The sequence below is a fragment of the [Phormidium] sp. LEGE 05292 genome, assembly GCF_015207735.1.
Lineage (GTDB): Bacteria > Cyanobacteriota > Cyanobacteriia > Cyanobacteriales > Aerosakkonemataceae > Floridanema.
This window is the reverse complement of sequence record NZ_JADEWG010000027.1, coordinates 16,656-41,551: the sequence shown is the minus strand read 5'-3', so window position 1 is coordinate 41,551 and position 24,896 is coordinate 16,656. Positions and strand designations below refer to the sequence as shown.

Annotated in this window: 39 protein-coding genes; 37 read left to right on the top strand and 2 right to left on the bottom strand. The window is 43.7% G+C overall.

Going from position 1 to position 24,896, the window contains the following annotated elements:
* Nucleotides 1–69 precede the first annotated feature (69 nt).
* From rplD to prfA, 30 genes are all read left to right on the top strand, one after another.
* Nucleotides 70–702: a 50S ribosomal protein L4 gene (gene rplD, locus IQ264_RS10585; protein WP_193980737.1), complete on the top strand. Its 633-nt coding sequence runs from the start codon at nucleotides 70–72 to the stop codon at nucleotides 700–702.
* The gene (locus IQ264_RS10580; RefSeq protein ID WP_193980736.1) at nucleotides 695–1,009 is read left to right on the top strand and encodes a 50S ribosomal protein L23; all 315 of its coding nucleotides are present in this window, start codon (nucleotides 695–697) and stop codon (nucleotides 1,007–1,009) included. Before rplD ends, IQ264_RS10580 begins: the two co-directional genes overlap by 8 nt.
* 52 nt (nucleotides 1,010–1,061) lie before the next feature.
* Nucleotides 1,062–1,925 carry a 50S ribosomal protein L2 gene (gene rplB / locus IQ264_RS10575; protein ID WP_193980735.1) on the top strand — a complete coding sequence of 288 codons (864 nt, stop codon included), beginning with the start codon at nucleotides 1,062–1,064 and terminating at the stop codon, nucleotides 1,923–1,925.
* Nucleotides 1,926–2,035: 110 nt separating this feature from the next.
* On the top strand, nucleotides 2,036–2,314 hold the full coding sequence (gene rpsS, locus IQ264_RS10570) for a 30S ribosomal protein S19 (RefSeq protein WP_193980734.1): 279 nt from the start codon (nucleotides 2,036–2,038) through the stop codon (nucleotides 2,312–2,314).
* A gap of 94 nt (nucleotides 2,315–2,408) precedes the next feature.
* Nucleotides 2,409–2,759 carry a 50S ribosomal protein L22 gene (rplV, locus tag IQ264_RS10565; protein WP_193980733.1) on the top strand — a complete coding sequence of 117 codons (351 nt, stop codon included), beginning with the start codon at nucleotides 2,409–2,411 and terminating at the stop codon, nucleotides 2,757–2,759.
* 90 nt (nucleotides 2,760–2,849) lie between these two features.
* Nucleotides 2,850–3,596, top strand: coding sequence for a 30S ribosomal protein S3 (gene rpsC, locus IQ264_RS10560; protein ID WP_193980732.1), 747 nt, complete (start codon nucleotides 2,850–2,852; stop codon nucleotides 3,594–3,596).
* Nucleotides 3,597–3,601: 5 nt separating this feature from the next.
* The gene (gene rplP / locus IQ264_RS10555; protein WP_073593369.1) at nucleotides 3,602–4,021 is read left to right on the top strand and encodes a 50S ribosomal protein L16; all 420 of its coding nucleotides are present in this window, start codon (nucleotides 3,602–3,604) and stop codon (nucleotides 4,019–4,021) included.
* A 2-nt stretch (nucleotides 4,022–4,023) separates the two neighbouring features.
* Nucleotides 4,024–4,257 (top strand): 50S ribosomal protein L29, encoded by a 234-nt coding sequence (gene rpmC / locus IQ264_RS10550; RefSeq protein WP_193980731.1) that lies wholly within the window; start codon nucleotides 4,024–4,026, stop codon nucleotides 4,255–4,257.
* Between the two features lie 6 nt (nucleotides 4,258–4,263).
* Entirely contained in the window at nucleotides 4,264–4,509 is a 246-nt protein-coding gene (gene rpsQ, locus IQ264_RS10545; RefSeq protein ID WP_193980730.1) for a 30S ribosomal protein S17, read from the top strand.
* 58 nt (nucleotides 4,510–4,567) lie between these two features.
* Nucleotides 4,568–4,936 carry a 50S ribosomal protein L14 gene (rplN, locus tag IQ264_RS10540; RefSeq protein ID WP_193980729.1) on the top strand — a complete coding sequence of 123 codons (369 nt, stop codon included), beginning with the start codon at nucleotides 4,568–4,570 and terminating at the stop codon, nucleotides 4,934–4,936.
* Entirely contained in the window at nucleotides 4,936–5,289 is a 354-nt protein-coding gene (gene rplX, locus IQ264_RS10535) for a 50S ribosomal protein L24 (RefSeq protein ID WP_228061433.1), read from the top strand. The genes rplN and rplX overlap by 1 nt, the downstream gene beginning before the upstream one ends.
* A 152-nt stretch (nucleotides 5,290–5,441) precedes the next feature.
* Entirely contained in the window at nucleotides 5,442–5,987 is a 546-nt protein-coding gene (gene rplE / locus IQ264_RS10530; RefSeq protein ID WP_073593364.1) for a 50S ribosomal protein L5, read from the top strand.
* Between the two features lie 10 nt (nucleotides 5,988–5,997).
* The gene (gene rpsH / locus IQ264_RS10525; RefSeq protein WP_193980728.1) at nucleotides 5,998–6,399 is read left to right on the top strand and encodes a 30S ribosomal protein S8; all 402 of its coding nucleotides are present in this window, start codon (nucleotides 5,998–6,000) and stop codon (nucleotides 6,397–6,399) included.
* A gap of 139 nt (nucleotides 6,400–6,538) precedes the next feature.
* On the top strand, nucleotides 6,539–7,087 hold the full coding sequence (rplF, locus tag IQ264_RS10520; RefSeq protein WP_193980727.1) for a 50S ribosomal protein L6: 549 nt from the start codon (nucleotides 6,539–6,541) through the stop codon (nucleotides 7,085–7,087).
* Entirely contained in the window at nucleotides 7,084–7,446 is a 363-nt protein-coding gene (gene rplR, locus IQ264_RS10515) for a 50S ribosomal protein L18 (RefSeq protein ID WP_193980726.1), read from the top strand. Before rplF ends, rplR begins: the two co-directional genes overlap by 4 nt.
* Before the next feature lie 133 nt (nucleotides 7,447–7,579).
* Nucleotides 7,580–8,110, top strand: coding sequence for a 30S ribosomal protein S5 (gene rpsE, locus IQ264_RS10510; RefSeq protein WP_193980725.1), 531 nt, complete (start codon nucleotides 7,580–7,582; stop codon nucleotides 8,108–8,110).
* A gap of 142 nt (nucleotides 8,111–8,252) precedes the next feature.
* Entirely contained in the window at nucleotides 8,253–8,711 is a 459-nt protein-coding gene (rplO, locus tag IQ264_RS10505) for a 50S ribosomal protein L15 (protein WP_193980724.1), read from the top strand.
* A 68-nt stretch (nucleotides 8,712–8,779) separates the two neighbouring features.
* Nucleotides 8,780–10,084, top strand: a complete 1,305-nt coding sequence (secY, locus tag IQ264_RS10500) for a preprotein translocase subunit SecY (protein ID WP_193980760.1) — start codon at nucleotides 8,780–8,782, stop codon at nucleotides 10,082–10,084.
* The gene (locus tag IQ264_RS10495; protein WP_322744653.1) at nucleotides 10,084–10,650 is read left to right on the top strand and encodes an adenylate kinase; all 567 of its coding nucleotides are present in this window, start codon (nucleotides 10,084–10,086) and stop codon (nucleotides 10,648–10,650) included. The genes secY and IQ264_RS10495 overlap by 1 nt, the downstream gene beginning before the upstream one ends.
* A 204-nt stretch (nucleotides 10,651–10,854) precedes the next feature.
* Complete coding sequence (infA, locus tag IQ264_RS10490) at nucleotides 10,855–11,079, top strand: translation initiation factor IF-1 (protein ID WP_006276978.1); 225 nt, start codon at nucleotides 10,855–10,857, stop codon at nucleotides 11,077–11,079.
* A 118-nt stretch (nucleotides 11,080–11,197) separates the two neighbouring features.
* Entirely contained in the window at nucleotides 11,198–11,311 is a 114-nt protein-coding gene (gene rpmJ / locus IQ264_RS10485; RefSeq protein ID WP_071782548.1) for a 50S ribosomal protein L36, read from the top strand.
* Between the two features lie 81 nt (nucleotides 11,312–11,392).
* A complete protein-coding gene (gene rpsM, locus IQ264_RS10480) occupies nucleotides 11,393–11,776 on the top strand; it encodes a 30S ribosomal protein S13 (protein ID WP_193980723.1) in 384 nt (127 codons plus the stop codon).
* 81 nt (nucleotides 11,777–11,857) lie between these two features.
* Nucleotides 11,858–12,253, top strand: a complete 396-nt coding sequence (gene rpsK / locus IQ264_RS10475) for a 30S ribosomal protein S11 (RefSeq protein ID WP_073593356.1) — start codon at nucleotides 11,858–11,860, stop codon at nucleotides 12,251–12,253.
* A gap of 175 nt (nucleotides 12,254–12,428) precedes the next feature.
* Nucleotides 12,429–13,379, top strand: coding sequence for a DNA-directed RNA polymerase subunit alpha (locus IQ264_RS10470; protein WP_193980722.1), 951 nt, complete (start codon nucleotides 12,429–12,431; stop codon nucleotides 13,377–13,379).
* A 109-nt stretch (nucleotides 13,380–13,488) separates the two neighbouring features.
* Complete coding sequence (gene rplQ / locus IQ264_RS10465) at nucleotides 13,489–13,839, top strand: 50S ribosomal protein L17 (protein ID WP_193980721.1); 351 nt, start codon at nucleotides 13,489–13,491, stop codon at nucleotides 13,837–13,839.
* Between the two features lie 25 nt (nucleotides 13,840–13,864).
* Nucleotides 13,865–14,746, top strand: a complete 882-nt coding sequence (gene truA / locus IQ264_RS10460) for a tRNA pseudouridine(38-40) synthase TruA (RefSeq protein WP_193980720.1) — start codon at nucleotides 13,865–13,867, stop codon at nucleotides 14,744–14,746.
* A 19-nt stretch (nucleotides 14,747–14,765) separates the two neighbouring features.
* Nucleotides 14,766–15,218, top strand: a complete 453-nt coding sequence (rplM, locus tag IQ264_RS10455; protein ID WP_193980719.1) for a 50S ribosomal protein L13 — start codon at nucleotides 14,766–14,768, stop codon at nucleotides 15,216–15,218.
* Nucleotides 15,218–15,649: a 30S ribosomal protein S9 gene (rpsI, locus tag IQ264_RS10450; RefSeq protein WP_193980718.1), complete on the top strand. Its 432-nt coding sequence runs from the start codon at nucleotides 15,218–15,220 to the stop codon at nucleotides 15,647–15,649. Before rplM ends, rpsI begins: the two co-directional genes overlap by 1 nt.
* A gap of 120 nt (nucleotides 15,650–15,769) precedes the next feature.
* Complete coding sequence (rpmE, locus tag IQ264_RS10445; RefSeq protein WP_193980717.1) at nucleotides 15,770–16,021, top strand: 50S ribosomal protein L31; 252 nt, start codon at nucleotides 15,770–15,772, stop codon at nucleotides 16,019–16,021.
* A gap of 106 nt (nucleotides 16,022–16,127) precedes the next feature.
* On the top strand, nucleotides 16,128–17,222 hold the full coding sequence (gene prfA, locus IQ264_RS10440) for a peptide chain release factor 1 (protein ID WP_193980716.1): 1,095 nt from the start codon (nucleotides 16,128–16,130) through the stop codon (nucleotides 17,220–17,222).
* Nucleotides 17,223–17,336: 114 nt separating this feature from the next.
* On the opposite strand, the gene IQ264_RS10435 is transcribed toward prfA, so the two are convergent.
* On the bottom strand, nucleotides 17,337–17,903 hold the full coding sequence (locus IQ264_RS10435) for an SRPBCC family protein (protein WP_193980715.1): 567 nt from the start codon (nucleotides 17,901–17,903) through the stop codon (nucleotides 17,337–17,339).
* 378 nt (nucleotides 17,904–18,281) lie between these two features.
* On the opposite strand from IQ264_RS10435, the gene IQ264_RS10430 reads away from it, so the two are divergent.
* The 5 genes from IQ264_RS10430 to IQ264_RS10410 all read left to right on the top strand — a co-directional run bounded on the left by IQ264_RS10430 (nucleotide 18,282) and on the right by IQ264_RS10410 (nucleotide 21,690).
* Nucleotides 18,282–18,476 carry a hypothetical protein gene (locus IQ264_RS10430; protein ID WP_193980714.1) on the top strand — a complete coding sequence of 65 codons (195 nt, stop codon included), beginning with the start codon at nucleotides 18,282–18,284 and terminating at the stop codon, nucleotides 18,474–18,476.
* 23 nt (nucleotides 18,477–18,499) lie between these two features.
* On the top strand, nucleotides 18,500–18,664 hold the full coding sequence (rd, locus tag IQ264_RS10425) for a rubredoxin (RefSeq protein ID WP_193980713.1): 165 nt from the start codon (nucleotides 18,500–18,502) through the stop codon (nucleotides 18,662–18,664).
* A 9-nt stretch (nucleotides 18,665–18,673) separates the two neighbouring features.
* A complete protein-coding gene (locus IQ264_RS10420; protein WP_193980712.1) occupies nucleotides 18,674–19,915 on the top strand; it encodes an NAD(P)/FAD-dependent oxidoreductase in 1,242 nt (413 codons plus the stop codon).
* 75 nt (nucleotides 19,916–19,990) lie between these two features.
* On the top strand, nucleotides 19,991–21,031 hold the full coding sequence (gene lpxD / locus IQ264_RS10415; RefSeq protein ID WP_193980711.1) for a UDP-3-O-(3-hydroxymyristoyl)glucosamine N-acyltransferase: 1,041 nt from the start codon (nucleotides 19,991–19,993) through the stop codon (nucleotides 21,029–21,031).
* 194 nt (nucleotides 21,032–21,225) lie between these two features.
* Entirely contained in the window at nucleotides 21,226–21,690 is a 465-nt protein-coding gene (locus IQ264_RS10410; protein WP_193980710.1) for an Hsp20/alpha crystallin family protein, read from the top strand.
* Between the two features lie 213 nt (nucleotides 21,691–21,903).
* Here IQ264_RS10410 and IQ264_RS10405 read toward each other — a convergent pair whose 3' ends face one another.
* Nucleotides 21,904–22,800 carry a CoB--CoM heterodisulfide reductase iron-sulfur subunit B family protein gene (locus tag IQ264_RS10405; protein ID WP_193980709.1) on the bottom strand — a complete coding sequence of 299 codons (897 nt, stop codon included), beginning with the start codon at nucleotides 22,798–22,800 and terminating at the stop codon, nucleotides 21,904–21,906.
* Nucleotides 22,801–23,140: 340 nt separating this feature from the next.
* On the opposite strand from IQ264_RS10405, the gene acpP reads away from it, so the two are divergent.
* Complete coding sequence (gene acpP / locus IQ264_RS10400) at nucleotides 23,141–23,392, top strand: acyl carrier protein (RefSeq protein ID WP_193980708.1); 252 nt, start codon at nucleotides 23,141–23,143, stop codon at nucleotides 23,390–23,392.
* Nucleotides 23,393–23,544: 152 nt separating this feature from the next.
* A complete protein-coding gene (fabF, locus tag IQ264_RS10395) occupies nucleotides 23,545–24,801 on the top strand; it encodes a beta-ketoacyl-ACP synthase II (RefSeq protein WP_193980707.1) in 1,257 nt (418 codons plus the stop codon).
* The last annotated feature ends 95 nt before the right edge of the window (nucleotides 24,802–24,896 follow it).

Below are 24,896 nucleotides of genomic sequence, written 5' to 3'. Positions count from 1 at the left end.
CATTAGTTATCCCAAATAACAAATAACCAATGACAAATGATAAATGACCAATAACAAAGGACAAAGAATATGGTTAACTGTGTAGTAAAAAACTGGGAAGGGCAAGAAGTTGGGCAAGCAACTTTAGAGTTGAAAGTTGCTAAAGAAGAGAATGCCTCTCATATTGTCCACCGCGCACTGGTACGGCAAATGACCAATGCACGGCAAGGAACAGCCAGCACCAAAACTCGATCGGAAGTAAGTGGTGGCGGTCGCAAACCTTGGCGACAAAAAGGAACCGGACGTGCTAGAGCAGGTTCGATTCGTTCTCCATTGTGGCGTGGTGGTGGTGTAATCTTCGGGCCAAAACCCAGAGAATTTAACATCAGCATGAACCGCAAAGAACGGCGGTTGGCTCTGAGAACAGCTTTAATGAGCCGGGATGCGGATCTGATAGTAATCGAAAGTTTTGCCGAAAAATTACCTCGACCCAAGACCAAAGAGTTAGTAACGGCACTTACCCGTTGGGGTGTAGAACCAGAAGCAAAAGTTTTGTTGATTGTCTCTGAAAAAGACGAAAACCTTTACTTATCAGCACGTAATATTGCCAAGTTGAAATTAATTTCAGCTGATTGCTTGAACGTCTACGATTTACTGTGGGCCGATAAATTAGTGACGACACCCCAAGCTTTGGCAAAAATACAGGAGGTCTACAGTGAGTGAGTACGATCCTCGCTACCTTGCCGACATAGTTCATCGCCCGATCGTAACTGAAAGAGCTACTATTCTCATGGAGCAGAACAAGTACACTTTTGAAGTTACTCCCAAAGCGACTAAACCGGAAATTAAGGCAGCGATCGAGAATTTGTTTGATGTCAAAGTGACGAGTGTAAACACCATTTTGCCACCAAGAAAACAACGTCGAGTCGGCAAATTTGTTGGGTTTAAGGCTCGATATAAAAAAGCGATCGTCACCGTAGCAGCCGACGACGTAGAAAAAGTTAGACAAACCCTGTTCCCAGAAGTTTAATCCCCCTTGCACGAGAGCAAAACTTCTTACCCAGAACTGAGGACGCAAAAACATGGGCACCCGTTCCTATCGGCCATATACACCAGGTACTCGACAATGTACCATCTCTGATTTCTCTGAAATTACCAAGAGTGAACCAGAGAAATCCTTAACAGTATCGAATCATCGGCCAAAAGGCCGCAACAATAGGGGCGTAATCACCAGCCGTCGTCGTGGTGGTGGACACAAACGCCTCTACCGCATCGTTGACTTCCGCCGTGACAAACACAATATTCCCGCTAAAGTAGCAGCAATAGAATACGACCCCAACCGTAATGCACGGCTGGCTTTACTGTTCTACAGAGACGGCGAAAAGCGTTACATCATTCATCCCAACGGTTTAGCAGTGGGAACGGAAGTGATTGCTGGGCCAGATGCTCCCTTTGAAATCGGTAACGCACTGCCTTTAGGTAACATCCCTTTGGGTACGAACGTTCACAACGTAGAACTAGTAGCAGGTAAAGGCGCTCAAATCGTCCGCGCTGCTGGCGCTACCGCCCAAGTCGTAGCAAAAGAAGGGAACTACGTCACCCTGAAACTACCATCAGGTGAAGTTCGCATGATTCGCCGCGAATGCTACGCCACTATCGGTCAAGTAGGTAATCTCGACGCGAGAAACCTCAGCACCGGAAAAGCAGGTCGTAACCGTTGGAAAGGTCGCCGTCCCAAAGTTAGAGGTAGTGTGATGAACCCGGTAGACCACCCACATGGCGGTGGTGAGGGCAGAGCACCGATCGGTAGAAGTGGGCCAGTTACACCTTGGGGTAAACCAACCTTGGGTGCAAAAACTCGCAAACCGAAGAAACCCAGCAGCAAATTAATCGTCCGTCGTCGCCGGAAATCGTCTAAACGCGGTCGTGGCGGTCGGGATTCTTAAGAAAGTTATGAGTTAAGAGTTATAAATTGCGGCCTAATTTAAAACTCAAAACTCAAAACGTGCTACGCACCGCTACGCTAACAAAACTTAAAAATCAAAACTCAAAAACTATGGGTCGATCCTTAAAAAAAGGGCCTTTCGTGGCCGATCATTTGATGAGCAAAATTGAAGCCTTAAACGAAAGAAAAGAAAAACAAGTAATCAAAACTTGGTCTAGGGCTTCTACAATCCTGCCGCAAATGGTAGGTCATACCATCGCCGTGCACAACGGTCGTCAGCACGTCCCAGTTTACATTTCTGACCAGATGGTGGGACATAAGTTAGGCGAATTTGCGCCAACTCGCACCTTTAAAGGGCATTCCAAAAAAGATGTTAAAGCTCGTCGATAATTTGTTTTGTCATTAGTCATTGGTCATTAGTCATTGGTCAAAAGATTAATAAATGATGAGTGACAAATAACGAATGACAAAAATGGAGAAAAATATGGCTGACAACACTGAAATAAAAGCGATCGCACGTTACATACGAATGTCACCGTATAAAGTACGTCGCGTTCTCGATCAAATTCGTGGGCGCTCCTATCGGGAGGCTTTAATCATTCTGGAGTTTATGCCCTACAAAGCTTGTGAACCAGTCCTCAAAGTATTGCGTTCCGCTGTTGCTAACGCCGAGCATAACGCAGGCTTAGACCCCCAAAAATTAGTTGTCAGTAACGCCTTTGCTGATGGTGGCCCCAGCCTGAAACGGTTTCGCCCTAGAGCGCAAGGACGTGCTTACCAAATTCGCAAGCCAACTTGTCACATCACAGTTGCCGTTGCTGAATCAGAAAAATAACTAGCAGGAAAGATTTTTAGATTTAGATACAGATGCGTAAAACCCAAAAATCTAAAATCTAAAATCTAAAATTACTTTGAGGACGTATCAGTGGGACAAAAAATTCATCCAGTTGGTTTTCGTCTAGGCATCACCCAAGAACATCAATCTCGGTGGTTCGCTAGCCCATCTCGATACCCGGAGATCTTAGAAGAAGATCATAAAATCCGCCAGTATGTCGAGAAAAAACTCAATCTAGAACAAAAAGCTGGCATTTCCGATGTCAAAATTGAACGGAAAGCCGACCAAATCGATTTAGAAATTCGTACTGCTAGACCTGGTGTAGTAGTTGGACGCGGCGGTACAGGGATTGAAAACCTGAGAACAGGACTTCAAGAAGTCCTGGGCAACAATCGTCAAATTCGCGTCAACGTTGTTGAAGTCACAAGAGTTGATGCTGAAGCCAACTTAATTGCTGAATACATCGCCCAACAACTAGAAAAACGGGTTTCCTTCCGCAGAGTAGTTCGCCAAGCCATTCAACGGGCCCAAAGAGCCGGAATTGAAGGCATTAAAGTTCAAGTAAGCGGTCGTCTCAACGGCGCAGAAATTGCTCGGACTGAATGGACAAGAGAAGGTAGAGTGCCCTTACATACCCTACGGGCGGATATTGATTTCTCTTACCGGACTGCGAAAACTATTTATGGGATCTTAGGCGTAAAAGTCTGGGTTTTCAAAGGTGAAATTATCCCTGGACAAGAACGAGTGGAAGCCCCTCCGCCACCAGGAGGAAACAACCGCCGTCGCCAACCTAATAAACGTCGCCAGCAGTTTGAAGACCGTTCTAATGAAGGATAAAGAGTATGTTAAGTCCTAAAAGAACAAAATTCCGCAAACAACAACGCGGGCGGATGACAGGCTTGGCTTATCGGGGCAGTGACCTTAACTTCGGTGATTTTGGCCTGCAAGCCCTAGAACCAGCTTGGATCACCTCCCGGCAAATCGAGGCTAGCCGTCGTGCTATGACCCGCTACATCCGTCGGGGTGGCAAAATCTGGATTCGGATTTTCCCAGACAAACCCGTAACTATGCGCCCCGCAGAAACCCGGATGGGTTCTGGTAAAGGTGCTCCTGAGTTTTGGGTAGCTGTAGTAAAGCCCGGAAGAATCATGTTTGAAATCACAGGCGTACCTGAAGAAACCGCCCGTGAAGCTATGCGTTTGGCTGCTAATAAATTGCCAATTAAAACCAAATTTGTCGTGCGTTCTGAGGAGCAGGTGTAAAGATGCCTCTACCGAAGATTTCTGAAGCCAGAGACTTGACCGACGCTGAATTAGCCAAGGAAATTCTCGAAATTAAACAACAATTGTTCAAGTTGCGCTTACAAAAAGCAACTGGACGGTTGGAAAAGTCACACCAGTTTAAACACGCTAAACATCGTTTAGCTCAATTATTAATGCTGGAAGGCGAACGTCAAAAAGCAGCTGCTCAAGGGCAACCAGAAGCAGAACAGGAGTAGAGAGCAATGGCTGTTAAAGAAAGAGTCGGATTAGTCGTTAGTAACAAAATGGATAAAACGGTGGTGGTGGCGATCGAAAACCGCTCGCCTCACACCAAATACGGCAAAATCGTGGTGCGAACCAAAAAATATAAAGCCCATGATGAGGAAAATAAGTGTAACCAAGGCGATCGCGTTCGCATCCGGGAAACTCGTCCTTTAAGCCGTACCAAACGCTGGGAAGTTGCCGAAATTCTCACCACTAAACAGTAAGTAATCGGTGACAAAATTACCCTTTTAATCACCAATTACAATTAAAGCGAGTAATACCGTGATTCAACCCCAAACTTACCTCAACGTTGCTGATAATAGCGGTGCCAAAAGATTAATGTGTATCCGGGTTTTAGGTGCCGGAAACAGCCGCTATGGTCATGTGGGTGATGTGATTATCGCCGTCGTTAAAGACGCAATCCCCAACATGGCAGTAAAAAAATCAGATGTAGTTCGCGCAGTTATCGTCCGTACCAGAAAAGCTATGCGGCGTGAAAGCGGCATGAGCATTCGTTTCGACGATAACGCCGCCGTAATCATCAACGCCGATGGCAACCCCAAAGGCACTCGCGTTTTCGGTCCTGTCGCCCGGGAACTGCGTGACAAAAACTACACCAAAATAGTTTCCCTCGCCCCGGAGGTGCTGTAATGGCTCAAAGTAAAAAAGCTCAAAAAGTGCGAACTAAATTGCACGTCAAAAAAGGCGACACCGTGCAAGTAATCTCTGGCAAAGATAAAGGCAAAGTCGGAGAAATTATTCGGGCAATACCTGAAGAAAGTCAAGTGGTAGTTCAAGGTGTCAACATCAGAACTAAGCACGTTAAACCACAACAAGAAGGTGAATCAGGTCGCATCATTACTTTTGAAGCACCGATTCACAGTTCTAATGTTATGCACTATTCCAGCAAACAAAATGTCGCTAGTCGCATTTGCTATACCTTTAATGATGCTGGAAAAAAGGTGCGAATGTTGAAAAAAACTGGGGAAATTCTCGACAAATAACCAGGATCAGGATTTAAGGATTTACTTGATGAACAGGATTGATTATTTGATTTGTCGGAATGACTAAAATTAATCCAAAATCCCTAAATCTAAAATCTAAAATCTAAAATCTAAAATTTCCTGACCAAGCCCAGGAAAAACAGGGAAAACAAATGGCACAAAGACTAAAAACCACCTATCAAGAAACAATTGTTCCTAAACTCAAGGAACAATTCAATTACACGAATATTCATCAGGTACCGAAGATCATTAAAGTGACCCTGAACCGAGGTTTAGGAGAAGCAGCTACAAATGCTAAAGCCCTGGAATCTTCCCTGACTGAAATTGGTTTAATTGCTGGTCAAAAACCAGTGGTGACTAGAGCGAAAAAGGCGATCGCAGGCTTTAAAATCCGTGAAGGAATGCCAGTGGGTATTATGGTGACTTTGCGGGGCGATCGAATGTATGCTTTTCTCGATCGACTAATCAACCTAGCACTACCCCGGATTAGAGACTTTCGGGGAATCAGCCCTAAAAGCTTCGATGGTCGTGGTAACTACAGCTTAGGCGTAAGAGAACAACTGATATTTCCCGAAATCGAATACGACAGAATCGACCAAATTCGTGGGATGGACATCTCCATTATTACTACAGCCAAAACCGACGAAGAAGGCCGCGCCTTACTCAAGGCTTTTGGGATGCCTTTCCGCGATCAATAAGGAGGAAAAGATGGCGGTAAATGACACAATTGCAGATATGCTGACGCGCATCCGCAACGCAAACTTAGCGCGGCATCAAACAACGATGGTTCCCGCAACAAGAATGACTCGCTCAATAGCCAGAGTTCTACAACAAGAAGGATTTATTGGTGAGTTTGTTGAAGATGGCGAAGGCGTAAAAAAACATCTGGTAATTTCTTTGAAATATAAGGGAAAAAATCGCCAACCGATTATTACTGCACTCAAAAGAGTTAGTAAGCCAGGGTTGCGAGTTTACTCGAATCGTAAAGATTTACCAAGAGTTTTGGGTGGAATTGGGATTGCGATCATTTCTACTTCTAGTGGAATTATGACCGATCGAGAAGCCCGCCGCCAGAATGTAGGTGGAGAGGTACTTTGCTATGTCTGGTAGTAGTCATTTTCATTAGTCATTGGTCATTAGTTATTAGTTAACTGAGATTGGCTTTCCCGACTAGTTATATAGAACTTATACAAATGACAAATGACAAATGACAAATGGCAAGTGATAAATAACAGAGGAAAGATTTGTCATGTCTCGGATTGGAAAGCGTCCTATTAATTTACCTAATAAGGTAACAGTGGCAATTGAAGACCAAAAAATTGCCGTCAAAGGGCCAAAAGGAGAATTATCTAGAGTTTTGCCCCAAGGAATCATTGTCCAACAAGAGGGAGAAACCTTAAACGTTCTTCGGGAAAACGAATCCCGTGTTCTCCGTCAGCTACACGGATTATCTCGCACCTTAGTCGCCAACATGGTAGAAGGTGTTTCCAATGGATTTCAGCGCCGTTTAGAAATTCAAGGGGTTGGTTATCGGGCCAGAGTAGACGCAGGCAATTTAGTTTTGGTTGTCGGCTACAGCCACGAAGTAAAGATTGAACCACCACCGGGCATCCAAATGGCAGTGGAAGGCAACGTAAACGTCACAGTTAGTGGCATCGACAAAGAACAAGTGGGTAATCTGGCAGCAAGAATTCGTGCCGTCCGCCCACCAGAAGTTTACAAAGGCAAAGGCATTCGCTATGCCGGAGAAGTAGTAAGACGCAAAGCAGGTAAAGCTGGTAAGGCAGGGAAGAAATGAAGCTCACTCGCAGAGAATCAAAAGAAAATCGCCATCGCCGGATTCGCCGCAAGGTTTTTGGTACAGCAGAACGTCCCCGGTTGGCAGTATTTCGTTCCCACGAGCATATTTATGCTCAAGTCATCGACGATACTCAACATCACACCTTAGTTGCTGCTTCTACAGTGGAACCATCCTTAAGAGAAAGCTTGGATTCCAAATCTACCTGTGCAGCTTCTACCGAAGTAGGTAAATTAATCGCCCAACGTTCTCTAGAAAAAGGCATTCAAAAAGTTGTCTTCGATCGGGGCGGTAATCTGTATCATGGTCGGATTAAAGCACTGGCTGAAGCAGCCCGGGAAGCTGGACTAGATTTTTAATTGTCATTAGTCATCAGTCATTGGTCATTGGAATTAAGCAATAGAAATTCAAGTATTTGAAATTTCTCACAAATGACAAATGACAAATGACAAATGACAAATGACAAATGACAAATAATCAAGGAAAAAAATTATGGCGGAGAAAGGTCGCGGTAAAAAAAGCAGCCGTACTAAGGAAAAAGAAACCACCTGGCAAGAACGGGTGATTCAAATCCGTAGGGTCAGCAAAGTAGTTAAAGGTGGGAAAAAACTTAGCTTCCGTGCGATCGTAGTCGTAGGCAACGAACGTGGTCAAGTCGGAGTCGGAGTTGGCAAAGCCAGCGATGTCATCGGCGCAGTCAGAAAAGGCGTTGCTGATGGCAAAAAACACTTAGTTGATATTCCCCTCACTAAGTCCAGTTCTATTCCTCACCCAGTTAAAGGCAAAGGAGGCGGAGCCAAAGTTCTCATGCGTCCAGCAGCCCCAGGTACAGGTGTAATCGCGGGTGGCGCGGTTCGTACAGTATTGGAATTAGCCGGAGTCCGCAACATTCTTGCCAAACAACTAGGCTCCAGCAACCCGCTGAATAATGCCAGAGCTACCGTTAACGCCCTGGAAACTCTGAGAACCTTCAACGAAGTAGCCGAAGACCGGGGAGTTCCACTAGAAAATATATTCGGATAGTCATTGGTCATTAGTCATTAGTCATTGGAATTAAGAGAAAGAAATTCAAGTATTTAAATGAAATTTCCACAAATGACAAATGACAAATAACAAATGACCAATGACAAATGACAAATGACTAAAGAACTAAGGAAAAAAGACTATGAGACTCAATGACGCTCTGCCTAAAGAAGGCTCTAAAAAACGCCGCCGCCGTCTAGGTCGGGGTATTTCTGCTGGACAAGGTGCTAGCGCTGGTAAAGGGATGCGCGGTCAAAAAGCTCGTTCTGGTGGCAGCACTAGACCCGGATTTGAAGGTGGACAACAACCACTGTATCGTCGTTTACCCAAGTTAAAGCACTTTACGGTAATTAATCCTCGCCAGTACACTACGATCAATGTAAGTAAACTGGCATCCCTCCCAGCTAATACTGAAGTAACCCTGGATTCGCTCATGTCAGCTGGCATTGTCACAGCTAACAATGGGCCACTGAAACTCTTGGGAGATGGAGAGTTAAGCACACCTTTGCGAGTTAAAGCCGCAGCTTTTACAGCTGGAGCCCGCAGCAAAATAGAAGCCGCAGGCGGCACTTGTGAAGTAGAAGAGAAAACCAGAGGTTAACCTAAAAGTTATTGCCAGGATTACGATGCTCGTCACACGCTAGGTGAACGCCAAGAGGTAAACCAGAAATTATGATCAGTCGAGAAAAAGCTCCCACGGCTCAGGAGACATTCGCTCAAATGGCCCAAGCAGCTGGACTTCGCGGTAGGCTGCTCGTCACTCTAGGGCTGTTAATTTTGGTGAGATTGGGCGTTTTCTTACCAGTACCAGGAATTAATCGAGAAGCGTTTAGAGCGCAAGTGCAAGGCAGCCCCTTAGTTGGATTGTTGGATCTCTTCTCTGGAGGCGGTATCGTTGCTTTGGGCATTTTTGCTTTGGGTATTCTGCCTTTCATTAATGCTTCGATTATTATGCAGCTACTCACCGCCGCCCTCCCTACTTTAGAAAATCTCCAGAAAAATGAGGGGGAAGCAGGTCGCAGGAAAATTTCCCAGTGGACACGCTATGTAGCTGTAGTATGGGCTGTAATTCAAAGTATCGGCATTTCTATTTGGGTCAGCCCGTTTGCAGAAGCAGGCAATGCCGGAGTTTGGTTCTATGCCAAAACAGTCATCGCTCTCACCGCAGGCTCTATGTTTGTGATGTGGGTTTCCGAACTGATTACAGAGCGTGGACTTGGTAATGGAGCTTCTTTGCTGATTTTTCTAAATATTGTTGCAGTTGTACCAAAGTCTTTCGCCGCTACTATTGATTTAGCTCAGACAGGTGGTAGAGAAATTATCGGTAAGGTAATTATTCTCTTGGTTGTATTTTTGGTGATGATTGTCGGGATTGTTTTTGTCCAAGAAGGTAGTCGCCGGATTCCCATTATTTCTGCACGCCGCCAAGTAGGACGCAAATTGTATTTAGAAAAAAGCAGTTACTTGCCTTTGCGCTTGAATCAAGGCGGAGTAATGCCAATTATCTTTGCCTCTGCTGTACTATTTTTACCTGCTTCTTTGGGAAACTTTGTCCAAAATGAAACTTTAAATAGAATAGCAGCGACTTATCTCAATCCTAGTAGTCCAGTTTATGTGATTACTTATTTGGTATTGATTCTTTTCTTTAGCTATTTCTACTCTTCGTTGATTGTTAACCCAGTAGATTTGGCACAAAACCTTAAGAAAATGGGTTCTAGTATTCCGGGTATTCGCCCTGGTAAAGCTACTAGCGAATATGTGGAAAGAGTACTCAATCGCTTGACTTTTTTGGGTGCGGTTTTCTTGGGTGTGGTGGCAATTGTACCTACAGCAGTGGAAAGCGCTACTGTGGGAACTTTTAGAGGGTTGGGAGCAACTTCTCTGTTGATTCTGGTTGGTGTGGCGATAGATACCTCGAAACAAATCCAGACTTATGTGATTTCTCAGCGATATGAAGGAATGGTGAAAGAATAGTGAGTGTAAAGCGATTCATTTTTCTCGGACCACCGGGCGCTGGTAAGGGAACTCAAGCATATAAGCTGGCTGAGTTATGTAGTGTTCCCCATATTTCCACAGGGGAAATTTTACGCAATGAGGTAGCTCTAGGTACTCCTTTGGGTACTCAAGCTAAGTCATATCAGGAAAAGGGCGAACTTGTACCAGATGAACTTATTTTGGATATGGTAGGCCAGAGGTTGTCTGAGTCTGATACCCAGTCTGGTTGGATTTTAGACGGTTTTCCTCGCAATCTGTCTCAAGCAAAGTTTTTGGATGAATTGCTGGAGAAATTAGAGCAAAAATGCGATCGTGTGATCGATCTAGAAGTCCCAGATGAGATCATCGTTGAGCGGTTGTTGAAACGTGGTAGACCAGATGATACCGAAGAAATCATTCGTCATCGCTTACAGGTTTATCGCCAACAAACAGCACCCTTAATTGATTACTATATCCAGCGTCAGCTACTTGTCTCTGTTCAAGGTAATCAATCAATGGCAGAAGTTACAGAAGATTTGCAAAAAGCTGTCGATTTGAATTGCTAAAAGCCATGATTTTTTCCTAATAAATTGAATGGGTTCTTAACCAACCCATTCAAAAATAAATCCCTGGTATCATCAGGTGAGGATTGACCAGGAAATTTGATAAGTTATGTTAAAATGTGCTAGGGTTCTGACTCTATCGCTCTGGAAAAATAATCTGGCAGCAGTTTCAATCATAATAAATTGTCGAGTTGAGGAAAAAAACAATTGTCTAAACAAGACTTAATTGAGATGGAAGGAACCGTAACTGAATCATTACCTAATGCCATGTTCAGGGTAGACCTGGATAATGGGTTTAATGTTTTAGCCCATATTTCCGGGAAGATTCGCCGTAATTACATCAAAATCTTACCAGGCGATCGCGTCAAAGTAGAGCTAACTCCCTACGACTTAACAAAAGGTCGGATTACATATCGCTTACGTAAAAAGTAAGAATAGATTGATTTAGCTTCTGATTAGTAATTAGTTAACTCTAATTAGACGTTAATTGACTGACAAATAAAATAGGAAATGATATAATATTTAGTTTGTAGTCCAGCCCAAAAAAGGCATGAAAGTTCGAGCATCAGTTCGCAAAATTTGTGAAAAATGCCGCGTTATCCGTAGACGCGGTAGAGTTATGGTGATCTGCTCCAACCCGAAGCACAAACAACGCCAAGGTTAATCTAAAGCAGACTCTATTTAAGAGCATTTTAGTTCGAGAAAACTTTTGTAGCAACCATCAAAAGATTAGGGGGAAGAAAGCGTGGCTAGGATTGCCGGGGTAGACCTTCCGCGTGATAAGCGGGTAGAAATCGGTCTGACCTACATTTATGGAATCGGATTAACTAGGTCTCAAGAAATTCTCGCTGAGACCCAGATTAATCCCGACACTCGTGTGAAAGACCTTAGTGATGCTGAAGTGGCAGCACTGAGAGCCACAGTAGAAAGCAACTATCAAGTAGAAGGAGATCTCAGGCGCTGGGAAGCAATGAATATCAAGCGCCTGATTGATATTGCTAGTTATCGCGGTCGTCGTCATCGTAGCGGCTTGCCAGTTCGGGGACAAAGAACCCGTACTAACGCTCGTACTCGTCGCGGTAGACGTTTAACTGTGGCTGGTAAGAAGAAAGCACCAGCTAAGAAGTAAGAATTTGGGTAGTATCACCCTATACAGAATCCCAGAATATTACAAGCAACAAGTTAAGTTAAAACCCAGCGATAGAGCGATATGGCGCGACAAACAACAAGAAAACCAGGTACGAAAAAGCAAAAGCGTAACGTACCTAATGGTATAGCTTACATTCAGTCAACTTTTAACAATACGATCGTCACCATCAGCGATCAGAATGGAGATGTAATCTCTTGGGCTTCCGCAGGTTCAAGCGGATTTAAGGGGGCGAAAAAGGGCACTCCTTTTGCTGCTCAAACAGCTGCTGAAGGTGCGGCGAGACGGGCGATCGATCAAGGAATGCGGCAAATCGAAGTTATGGTTAGTGGACCTGGCGCAGGTCGGGAAACCGCGATTAGAGCACTTCAAGGCGCTGGATTAGAAATTACCCTGATTCGAGATATTACTCCCATTCCTCACAACGGCTGTCGCCCACCAAAGCGTCGCCGCGTGTAGACAAGGAGACAAGGGACTGTTTTCAAAGAGTGTGTGCAGAGGAATACAGGTCTTCTCACCATTAACAAGGGTGAGTATTTTGCTGGGTAAGCATCTGGACATTCAGCTAAAAGTAAATAAGGGTAGGCAGCAATAGCCGCCTGCCAACGGATCTAGGAAGAACGGGGGAGACGAAGTGGCGCAGTTTCACATTGAATGTGTCGAGTCTAACATTGAGAAAAATCGGGGTCAATACAGCAAATTTGTCCTAGAGCCACTGGAAAGAGGTCAAGGAACCACTGTTGGCAACGCATTAAGGCGCGTACTACTGTCCAATTTACCAGGAACAGCCGTCACCGCCGTCCGGATCGCCGGAGTTAATCATGAGTTTGCCACAATTCCAGGAGTGCGGGAAGACGTGCTGGAGATTCTATTAAACATGAAAGAAATAGTCTTCAAAAGTCATGTCTCCCAGCCCCAAATAGGTCGCTTAGTGGCCACAGGCCCCGGAACAGTGATTGCATCGCAATTTGACTTACCTTCTGATGTGGAGGTAGTAGACCCCAGTCAATATGTCGCAACACTGGCACCAGGAGCCAAATTAGAAATCGAGTTTCGGATGGAAACCGGAAAGGGTTATCGTTCCGTAGACCGGGGACATGACGAATCCGCCGCTTTGGATTTCCTCCAAATCGACGCAGTATTTATGCCAGTTCGTAAGGTAAACTACAGCGTTGAAGAAGTGCGTGCTGATGGTTCCCAAGAAAAAGACCGTCTATTGATGGAAATTTGGACTAATGGCAGCATTAGTCCCCAAGAGGCACTGTCGCAAGCGGCGAATCTGTTGGTGGATTTATTCCAACCGCTAACTGATATTAGTACTCATGCGATCGGACCAGAACCATCAGACGAACAAGACCCGACCAGCCAAATTCCGATCGAAGAATTGCACCTCTCAGTTCGGGCATATAACTGTTTAAAACGGGCACAAATTAACTCAGTAGCAGACCTACTGGATTACACCCAGGAAGACTTACTGGAAATCAAAAACTTTGGTCAGAAATCAGCCGAAGAAGTGATCGAAGCTTTACAAAAACGCTTAGGGATCACTTTGCCTAAAGAGAAATCTGCCAAACCCAACGCTTAATAAATAGTTTTAAGTTATGAGTTATGAGTTTTAAGTTATTAATTTAATTCAAAACTCAAAATTCAAAACTCAAAACTCAAAACTTTTTCAAGATAGACAAGGAAATGTTATGCGTCACGGTCGTCGTATCCCACAACTAAGTAAGCCAGCTGACCAGCGAAAAGCGCTCTTAAGAGCACTGACAACCCAATTGTTACGTCATGGTCGGATTGAAACTACCGTTACTAGAGCTAAAGCCATCCGATCGGAAGCCGATCGGATCATCACTTTAGCCAAAGATGGTTCCCTATCTGCCCGTCGTCAAGCAATGGGCTACCTTTACGACAAACAATTAGTTCACGCTTTATTTGAACAAGTCGGAGAACGCTACAGTAATCGTCAAGGTGGCTATACTCGCATCCTGCGAACCATAAACCGTCGTGGCGACAACGCAGAAATGGCAATTATTGAGCTAGTGTGAGCCGATTTGAGATTTTAGATTTACTATGACCAATCCAGAATCGGCAAGCAAAAATCTAAAATCATCACGGCGAGTTGCCTTGGTGATTCAATACCTGGGCACTCATTTTCACGGTTGGCAAAGACAAGTTGGACAGCGCACGGTACAAGAAGAGATCGAAAAAGTACTCTTGTCGATCGAACATCGATCAGTCACCCTTCATGGTGCCGGAAGAACCGATGCAGGTGTCCATGCAGCTGCTCAAGTAGCTCACTTTGAAACTACAGGTTCCATTCCTCCTGAAAAATGGGCAAAAGTTCTCAATACACAACTGCCTAAAGATATATTAGTACTGGCCTCTGCTGAGGTAAATTCTAGATGGCACGCTCGCTTTTCAGCTAGTTGGCGACGTTATCGGTACACCATATATACAGACAGCCAACCAAACTTGTTTGTACGACCCTTGGCTTGGCATTATTATTATGCGCCACTAGACGCAACCCAGATGCAAGCCGCTCTCGATCCCTTGATTGGAAAGCACGATTTGACAGCTTTCCATCGTTCTAACTCCGGTCGCGCTCACTCTTGGGTAGAAGTTCAAGAAGCAAAATGCGCTCGCGCCAGCGTGTGCAGTAGCACGGATCGCCAAGGCTCATTCATCCATATAGAAATTCAGGCAAATGGATTTCTATATGGGATGGTGCGATTACTGGTGGGATTATTGGTACAGGTGGGTAAAGGTGAGCGATCGCCAGAAGAATTTACCCAACTTTGGGTCAACCAACGTCGTGAAGAAGTGAAATACTCAGCACCCGCTAAGGGACTGTGTTTGTTGCGCGTTGGTTATCCCGAATTTCCCTTTCCCCCAGAAGTTTGGTTTGATAACCAACCTAAATTTATGTTCTGGCAACCAACATTTCAATTTTAGAGGTCAATCATAAGCAAAGATGAACAAAACCTACTTACCCCCACAAAATGCCGATCGCAAGTGGTATCTGATTGATGCTGCTGACCAACGTTTGGGAAGACTAGCCAGCGAAATAGCTGTAATTCTTAGAGGCAAAAACCTTCCACAATATACACCACACCTAGATACAGGTGGCTTTGTAATTGTAGTTAACGCTGAAAAAGTTCAAGTAACAGGCAAAAAACGTAGCCAAAAAACTTACCACCGCCACTCTGGTAGACCAGGTGGTATGAAAACCGAATCTTTTGCCCAATTACAACAACGTATTCCTGAGAGAATTATCGAACAAGCTGTAAAGGGAATGTTGCCGAAAAACTCGTTAGGTAGAAGCTTATTTACCAAGCTAAAAGTTTATAAAGGCTCTGAGCATCCCCACCAAGCCCAAAAACCCCAAGAAGTTAAAATCAATACCATTCCCGGAGGAGAAGGATAATGCAGGCAGTAGAACAAAGCGATCGCCCCGTTAGTACCGATCGCGTTATGTACTGGGGAACGGGTCGGCGCAAATCTGCGATCGCCAGAGTCCGTCTAGTACCTGGTAGCGGTCAAATGACCATCAACGGCAAACCAGGAGACTTATATCTCCAATTCAACCCAGCTTTCCTGATTGTCGCCAAAGCACCCCTAGAAACCTTGGGACTAGAAAACGATTACGATGTCATCGTTAAAGCTGAAGGTGGCGGCGTAGCAGGACAAGCTGATGCTATCCGTTTAGGCGTAGCTAGAGCCCTCTGTCAACTAGACCCAGACAACCGTAAACCCTTAAAAACCGAAGGGTATCTCACCCGCGACCCCAGAGCTAAAGAACGGAAGAAATACGGCTTACACAAAGCTCGCAAAGCACCTCAGTACTCCAAACGTTAAAATAGTTATTGGTCATTGGTCATTCGTCATTGGTGAATAAACAAACAAATGACAAATGACAAATGACAAATGACAAATAACAAAAACCACTTGAGCACAAAATCTTGAGGAAAAAGCAAAATGGCAAAACCTGATATTCACCCTACTTGGTATCCAGAAGCTAAAGTTTACTGTAACGGTCAAGTAGTCATGACCGTTGGTTCTACTAAACCAGAACTCCACGTTGATGTATGGTCAGGGAACCATCCTTACTACACTGGTACACAAAAGATTATCGACACTGAAGGACGAGTCGAACGCTTCCTCCGTAAATATGGAATGTTGGAAGGCGACCAAGGACAAGCACAAACAGGCGGCAAAAAGAAAAAGTAGCAGGATAGTCATATTGTCGGTAGTCCGTTGTTTGTAGTCTCTTCTACTGACAACCTACCTTTAAACCTTTAATTCACTAACAACTGACAACAACTGGCAACTGACTATGGCTGAATCTTACCTGCTCGATAAACTTAACTCTGTTGAACAAACTTTCAACGAACTAAACCGACGACTGGCAGATCCCGATGTAGCGAGCGATCCTAGAGAATATCAAAAAGTGGCTAAAGCACGTTCTTCTTTGGAAGAAGTCGTGAACACTTATGAGGATTGGAAAACTGCTCAAGAAGAGTTAGTCGGTGCTAAACAAGTTCTTAAAGAAGCCAACGGCGATCCAGAATTACAAGAAATCGCTGCATTGGAAGTAAAAGAACTAGAAGAGAAAATTGAACAACTAGAAACCAGGCTAACGATCCTACTTCTTCCCCGCGATCCTAACGATGAGAAAAACATTATGTTAGAAATTCGGGCGGGAACAGGTGGCGATGAAGCTAGTATTTGGGCTGGTGACTTGTTGCGGATGTATTCGCGCTACGCGGAAGGTCAAGGCTGGCAAGTAAAAATGCTCAGTGAGTCCCTAGCAGAAATGGGCGGTTTTAAAGAAGCCGTTTTAGAAATTCAGGGCGAACAAGTTTACAGCAAGCTGAAATTTGAAGCTGGAGTTCACCGAGTCCAAAGAGTACCTGTAACCGAAGCTGGTGGGAGGGTTCACACTTCTACAGCTACTGTTGCGGTAATGCCAGAAGTGGATGATGTAGAAGTACATATCGATCCGAAGGATATTGAACTTTCTACAGCGAGGTCTGGTGGTGCTGGTGGACAAAACGTGAACAAGGTGGAAACGGCGGTTGACTTGTTCCACAAACCTACAGGAATTCGGATTTTCTGTACTCAAGAACGTAGCCAGCTACAAAACAAAGAACGGGCGATGCAAATTTTGCGGGCTCGGCTTTATGAAATGAAGTTGCGGGAACAACAAGAAGAAGAGCGATCGATGCGCTTAAAACAAGTCGGTACTGGTTCCCGTTCCGAAAAAATTCGTACCTACAATTACAAAGATAATCGGGTGACAGATCATCGCCTGAACCAAAACTTTTCTCTTAACAGCTTTTTGGAAGGTGATATTGAAGACGCAATTCAAGCTTGTATTTCTCAAGATCAACAGCAACGTTTAGCAGAACTAACTGCTTCAAGTTCATAAGGAAATTAAAATAAACATTTTTACGGAAGAGTTATTGGTTTAACTCTTCCGTATTTTCATTTTTAAGTTTAAATAAACGGAATTAGTGTGAGGAGAGAACAGTTAGAACCAGTTTTAAGTAGCAGAACAAATAACTTGACGCATTTTTCGCATATTAGCTGGTAAATCTAAGAGCATAGCTTGCTGAATAAAAAGTGAAGGTACAGGAATAGTAGGGGTTGCTTGTACAGTATAGGTCAGCAAAGTACCATTACTCCAATCTTGTAGTTTTAAATCAGCAGTAAAGTCATTAAAACTGCCTTTTTCCATACGGAATTGAATTTGCTGGTGTACCACTTCTATTACTTTTAGGTAGATTTCTACTTCCGCAGAAAACATTAAAAAAGCTTTGCGGGCAATTTGATACAGACGCTTGTTTTTGAGACTATCTCCTCTATGGATGACTTCGCTGCGGATTAAGTCAGGGAAGTAATGTACCCAACGGGGATAATCAGTTAATTGTTGCCAAGCGTGCGATCGCTGACAAGGCAAGTATATCGAAGCTGTACAAGCACCACCCCAAGCTGAGTGATTTCTAGTTTCCAGCAAAACTTCCCCAGACAGTAAAGCTTTCTGTTGTTGTTGATTCCACACCACGTTTTTTACACTCACAGTAGGTTCAGATATACAAAGTGTAGTCATAATCGCTTAAGCAACTTAATTACTAATAGGGAATACAGTCCAGGGCTAGAAGTTCCCTAAAAGTTTAGGTGTTCTTCCCCGCCTATTTACCAAAATACCCATATCAGTTGAAGAAACTGCAAAGTTAGAATAAAGATTTGCAAAATTTTTGACTTCAAGATTAATGATATGGGTAAATTACTCAATTTATCGTCAAATTCAGTAGTTTAAATCTAAAATATTTCTCTGGGAAAACTTGGAGAACACCAAGATTTTTCTCCTTTCTCTATGTATTTATCCCCATACTCAGGCATCCAGCAGTGTAACAAACAAACAGAGCAATAAGTACAGTTGAGAAATCACTGTGGCATAATGAATACGAATTTGGGAAAAAACATCGTGACTAGAACACCGAATCCTGGGAATTGGAGATTTATCTCGATTTTTAGCTTGATTCTCGGCATAACCTTAGTTGTTTGGATACTCAGAGGCTTGGGTATCCTCAGTTTTCTTCCAGGTGGCATAATTTGGGTATTAATTCTGTTTTGTGTAATTACAGGCATACTTAGCTATTTACAAGAAACAGTCTGGTAAAACCTCGTTAGGGAAAAGCAAACATGGAAAAATATATATGTACTGTCTGCGGTTATATCTACGATCCAGAACAAGGCGACCCAGATGGAGGTATAGATCCAGGTACAGCCTTTGCAGATATCCCTGAAGATTGGGTTTGCCCTGTTTGTGGCGCAGGAAAAGAAGACTTTGAACCCTACGATGAGTAGTTGATTAACTTGAGTGTAAAACCAATAAAAATTGTAGTTATCGGTGGTGGGGCGGCAGGATTTTTCGGTGCGATCGCCTGCGCCCAAACTCATCCTGATTCAGAAATTACTATTTTAGAAGCAAGTCATGAACCCTTGACAAAAGTGCGGATTTCTGGTGGGGGAAGATGTAACGTGACTCATGCTTGCTTTGAACCTGCCGAATTAGTGCAGTATTATCCTAGAGGCGGCAAAGCTTTACGGGGCGCTTTCAGTCGATTTCAGCCAAGGGATATGGTTGCTTGGTTAGCGGCGCAAGGTGTGGAACTCAAAACTGAGTCAGATGGAAGAATGTTTCCGGTAACTGATGATTCAGCAACGATCGCAAACTGCTTACTCAAAACAGCAAAAACTTTAGGAATAGAACTGCGGACAAAGGTTAAAGTCTCCTCCGTTGAGCAAACTTCTGGAGAATTAGGCAAATTTGAAGTGGGGTTGAAAGGTGGTGAGGTGATTATTTGCGATCGTCTTCTCCTAGCTTCCGGTAGCAACCCCACAGGCTACCAAATTGCCAAAGCATTAGGTCATCAAATCGCACCACCAGTACCATCTTTATTTACCTTTAATATTCCCGATCGACAATTAACAGAATTAGCCGGAGTCAGTGTCGAAAAAGTCAAATTGCGCTTACAAATAGCAGGCAAAACCCAATTTGAACAACCGGGCGCAATTTTAATTACTCACTGGGGTTTAAGTGGCCCAGCAATTTTAAAACTTTCGGCTTGGGGTGCGCGAATTTTACACGAAAATCACTACCAAGCGACTTTACTAATTAATTGGCTTCCTGATTCCAACCCCGAATTTTTACGCAAACAATTGTTAGCAGTCAGATCCCAATTACCACAAAGGCAAATTTGCACCACTTGTCCCCTTCTCCTCCCCAGAAGGTTGTGGGAATATTTAATTGCCCGTGTGGATATTTCCGTTGAAGACCGATGGGCGGGACTTTCCAATAAAACCCTCAATGAATTAATGCTGGAAATTACTCAAGGTCAATATCAGATTAGAGGGAAAGGAGTTTTCAAGGAAGAATTTGTTACTTGCGGCGGCGTGAACTTAAAAGAAGTAAATTTTAAGACTATGGAAAGTAAGTGTTGTCCGGGGCTTTACTTTGCCGGGGAAATTCTAGATATTGATGGAGTAACTGGCGGATTTAATTTTCAGAGTGCATGGACAACCGCTTGGTTAGCTGGTCAAGCAATGGGAAGTTAGGAATTATTGCCTTTCACCTTTCCTATTTCTCTGTGTTCTCTACGCCGGAAGCGGTTCAATCAACATTGAAAGACCATGAAATTCAGCGAAATTGTCCAAAAACTAGATGTCCCTTTCCATAGCTTGACATCAAATGTCGAACTCGATCCAGAAATTACTGGTCTAGCCCCAATTGATGAAGCACCTACAGGAACTTTGAGTTATATAGAAGGGGGAAAGTTTACGGCAATGGTAAACAAAACTACCGCTAGCGCCGTAATTTTGCCACCAGATGTACAGTTACAGGAACAAGCAATAGAAAGAGGAATTGCTTGGCTAGCCGATCCTGAACCTAGATTATTATTTGCTAAAGCGATCGCCTTATTTTACAAACCTTTTCGTCCTGATGTCGGGATTCATCCTTCAGCGGTAATTCATCCCTCAGTGCAGATTGGTAGAGATATTTATGTTGGCCCAAATGTGGTAATTCAAGCTGGTGTAAAACTTGGTAATGAAGTTTGTATTCATCCCAATGTAGTGATTTATCCTCGGACAGAAATTGGCGAGCGCACAGTTTTACACGCCAATTGTACGATTCATGAACGTACTATAATCGGCGCAAATTGTGTAATTCATAGTGGCGCAGTAATAGGTGCTGAAGGGTTCGGTTTTGTCCCCACTAAATCTGGCTGGTTCAAAATGGAACAATCTGGCTGCACTGTATTAGAAGATGGAGTAGAAGTTGGCTGTAATAGTACGATCGATCGTCCAGCTGTGGGAGAAACTCGCATTGCCCAAAATACAAAAATTGACAACTTAGTACAAATTGGTCATGGTTGCCAAATAGGTTCTAATTGCGCTTTAGCAGCACAAGTAGGATTAGCTGGAGGAGTAAAAGTTGGCAATAACGTTTTATTAGCTGGACAAGTAGGAGTTGCTAATCAAGCCCAGATCGGGAATGGGGCGATCGCAACTGCTAAATCAGGCATTCATAACGATGTAGAACCTGGGGCAATTGTTTCCGGTGTTCCAGCTGTTTCTCACAAAATTTTTCTTAAAGCTTCTGCTATCTACAGTCGCTTACCAGAAATGTATCAATTCTTTAAACAAATCCAACGTCATAATAGTGAAAAATAACCCACATTATCGGAAAAAGGTACTAACTTGGTAGGGTTTCCCGACCTGACAATTTCCCCGACTTGAGCGACTATATATTTGTAAGTTAGAGATGCCTAGAATATCAACCACAAAAGTTGAACCTAGCTCTTTAACCTCAATTTAAAAAATATTTAACGCAATTTCTCTAGGAGTTGACAAAAGGAGCGTTATCTATGAGATTAGTACGTTGGCAACCATTCTCTGAAATGGAATCTCTCCGTCGTCAAATGGATCGGATGTTTGATGAACTTCTGGAAATTAATAACCAACCCGGAAATACCAATTGGACACCAGCGATCGAACTCAAAGATGAAGAAAATCAGCTAATCTTACGAGCAGAAATTCCCGGTGTAGAAGCCAAAGATTTGAACATAGAAGTTACGAGAGAAGCCATATCTATTTCCGGTGAACATCACTCTGAAAAACGGGCAGAAGACAAAGGTTTATATCATTCTGAACTCCGTTATGGTAAGTTTCAACGCATAGTACAACTTCCAGTTCCCGTAGAAAACGAACAAGTCAAAGCTGAGTTTAAGAATGGTATTTTGACTCTAACTCTACCCAAAGCTGAAGAACTACGCCGCAAGGTTTTCAAAGTCAATCTGACCACCGAACAACCTCAAATTTCCGGATCATAATTTCAGCTAGTGAAACATTAGAAGTAAATTCATAACTCTACTTTTAAACCCTGATTATTTGCAATTAATTGCTCAAATACTCAGGGTTTATTCTATATTTTTGACTTGAGCAAACTAACATCCATCCGTTAGCAGTAAACTTGGTTCATTGTGAGGACTGAAGTCCTTTTATTCGTAATGTACGACTAAAGTCGCTACTACAAACCCAAAGTTTTACCAGCCTAACTTTTCCAATATGGGACGAGTAGAAACAATATGTCTATCTAAACCCAATTCTTTCGGTTCCACACCCAAAGCTAAAGCAACCAACTGCGGCAAATGTAGTACTGGCAAACCTAACTTTTGTTCAATTACCTTTTCCACTTCTGGTTGACGGGAATCCAAATTTAAGTGACACAAAGGACAAGGAGTTACCAAACAATCTGCACCAGAGGCAATGGCATCTTGAATTTGTTTACCAGCCATTTGAAAAGATTCGGTAGTAGCATAACTAGAAAGAGGCCAACCACAACATTGAGTTCTACCCCGGTAATAAACAGGAGTTGCCCCTAAAGCCCGAAATACATTTTCCATTGATTCCGGCTGGTAAGGATCGTCAAAAGGGATAGACTTTTGCGCCCTGAGTAGGTAGCATCCATAAAAAGCAGCGCACTTAAGATTGCTCAATTTTAGAACCACTCGCTTTTGCAGTTCTTCTAATCCAAAATCTCCGACTAATGCCCAAAGAAGATGTTTAACCGTTGTATTACCGTGATAAGGTGAACAACCTTCTTTTTGCAAAAGGCCGTTAATTTCTTCGATGTAAGCTGGATTATTTTGTTGGGCTTCTTTTAATCGCTCATCCACATGACCGATTACACCTTGGCAAGTGCTGCAATGGGTGAGCAAAGGTAAGTTTAACTGCTCTGCTAAAGCAATATTCCGGGCATTGACAGTATCTTCCAATAAGCGAGATTCTTCTTTAAAAGTACCCGAACCACAGCAAGAGGCTTTTTTTAGCTCAACTAATTCAATGCCTAAAGCTTTAGTTAGAGCCGCTGTTGATTGGTATAATTCCCGGCAAGCACCTTGAGCAACACAACCAGGGAAGTAAGCATATTTAAGAGTCATTTGTCAAGTATTCTTGGTGAAATAAGTAAGAACTGGATAGTAGTTCCTATCCTAATGATGGCGCTTTGAGGGGTTTTGAGAAGTTACAGGAGTTTGCTAAACATGAAAATTTTCATTACTGCTATCTCAATCTAAAAATTTCTCCGCGTCCCCGTATCCCTATGTCCCCCTGTCAGCCTCAGCCAAGATAAAGATTGAGCACACCAAAATATTTTGGGTGTCACTCAGAAAATTGGCTAATTGACATGATAGAGGGATCACCATATCAGATAAGATTAAAAAATGCTTAGAACAATCTTGATTGGAAAGACAGTTCTAGCAACCGCGATAAGGAAGAGCTATGAGCCAAACGGAAATTTTCGAGAAAGTAAAAAAAATTGTCGCAGAGCAATTAAGCGTTGAAGCCGACACAATAAACCCACAATCAAACTTTGCTAATGATTTAGGAGCAGATTCCCTGGATACAGTGGAATTAGTTATGGCATTAGAAGAAGAGTTTGATATTGAAATTCCCGACGAAGCCGCAGAAAAGATTCTGACAGTGCAAGAAGCGGTGGACTACATCAACGACAAAGTTGCTACATCGGCATAACCTTTTGTAGAGGCTTTTTGCGGGAGAAAAGCGATCGCTTTCGCAATGCGTAGCGCGATCGCGCCAATATATTTTCCCAAAGACTCACAGATTATCGGTTGTTTATTTTGTTCTGCGTTCTGGGTAGGGAAACCCAAGTTAATAGATGAATCATGACAGATTTTGAGCGAAAGCGCGTTGTTGTTACTGGCCTGGGAGCGATTACACCGATCGGCAATACCTTAACTGAGTATTGGGAAGGGTTATTGAGCGGACGCAACGGCATTGGGGAAGTCACTTTATTCGATGCGTCTAAGCATGATTGCAAAATCGCTGGCGAGGTAAAAGGATTTGACCCCCACGAGTATATGGATCGTAAAGAAGCCAAACGCATGGATAGGTTTGCCCAGTTTGCAGTTTCTGCAAGCAAGCAGGCTTTAGCAGACGCGCAGTTTGTCATTAACGAACTGAACGCAGAACAGGTGGGGGTAATCATCGGTACAGGGATTGGTGGTCTGAAAGTATTGGAAGATCAACAAACAATCCTCTTAAATCGTGGCCCAGATCGCTGTAGCCCGTTTATGATTCCGATGATGATTGCTAACATGGCTGCGGGGTTAACGGCAATTCATACTGGGGCAAAAGGGCCAAACTCTTGCTCTGTAACTGCTTGTGCTGCTGGTTCTAATTCGATCGGAGATGCGTTTCGCTTAGTGCAACGGGGTTATGCCCAAGCGATGATTTGTGGTGGGACAGAAGCAGCTGTTACGCCGTTGTCATTTGCGGGGTTTGCCTCAGCGAGGGCATTATCCACCAGAAATAACGACCCGGCTCATGCTTCTCGTCCGTTCGATCGCGATCGCGATGGCTTCGTCATGGGCGAAGGTACAGGCATCCTGATCTTAGAAGAACTAGAACACGCCCTCAGCCGGGGAGCCAAAATTTACGCCGAAATAGTTGGCTATGGGATGACTTGTGATGCGTACCACATGACTTCCCCAGTACCAGGAGGAGAAGGAGCAGCTAGAGCAATCCAGCTATGCTTAAAAGATGCTGGTTTAACTCCGGCTCAAATTAGCTACATTAACGCTCACGGCACCAGTACACCCGCGAATGATTCCAACGAAACAAAAGCGATTAAAACAGCTTTGGGCGAAAGCGCTTATCAAGTAGCGATTAGTTCCACTAAATCGATGACAGGTCATTTGCTGGGCGGTTCCGGTGGCATTGAAGCTGTAGCAACAGTAATGGCAGTAGCTAACGATCAGGTTCCACCCACGATCAATTTAGAAAACCCCGATCCCGAATGCGATTTGGATTATGTCCCGAATCAAAGTCGCGCTCAAAACGTGGATGTTGCCCTCTCCAACTCTTTTGGGTTTGGGGGTCATAACGTCACGTTAGCCTTTAAAAAGTACGTAGGTTCTTAAAGGCGGGTTTTGCTGTCGGGCGGGTGAAAGCTGTTAATTCTTCTGCTATGACCATAGGTTTTTTTACTCTCACCCGCCCCTAGTGCTGTGATTAC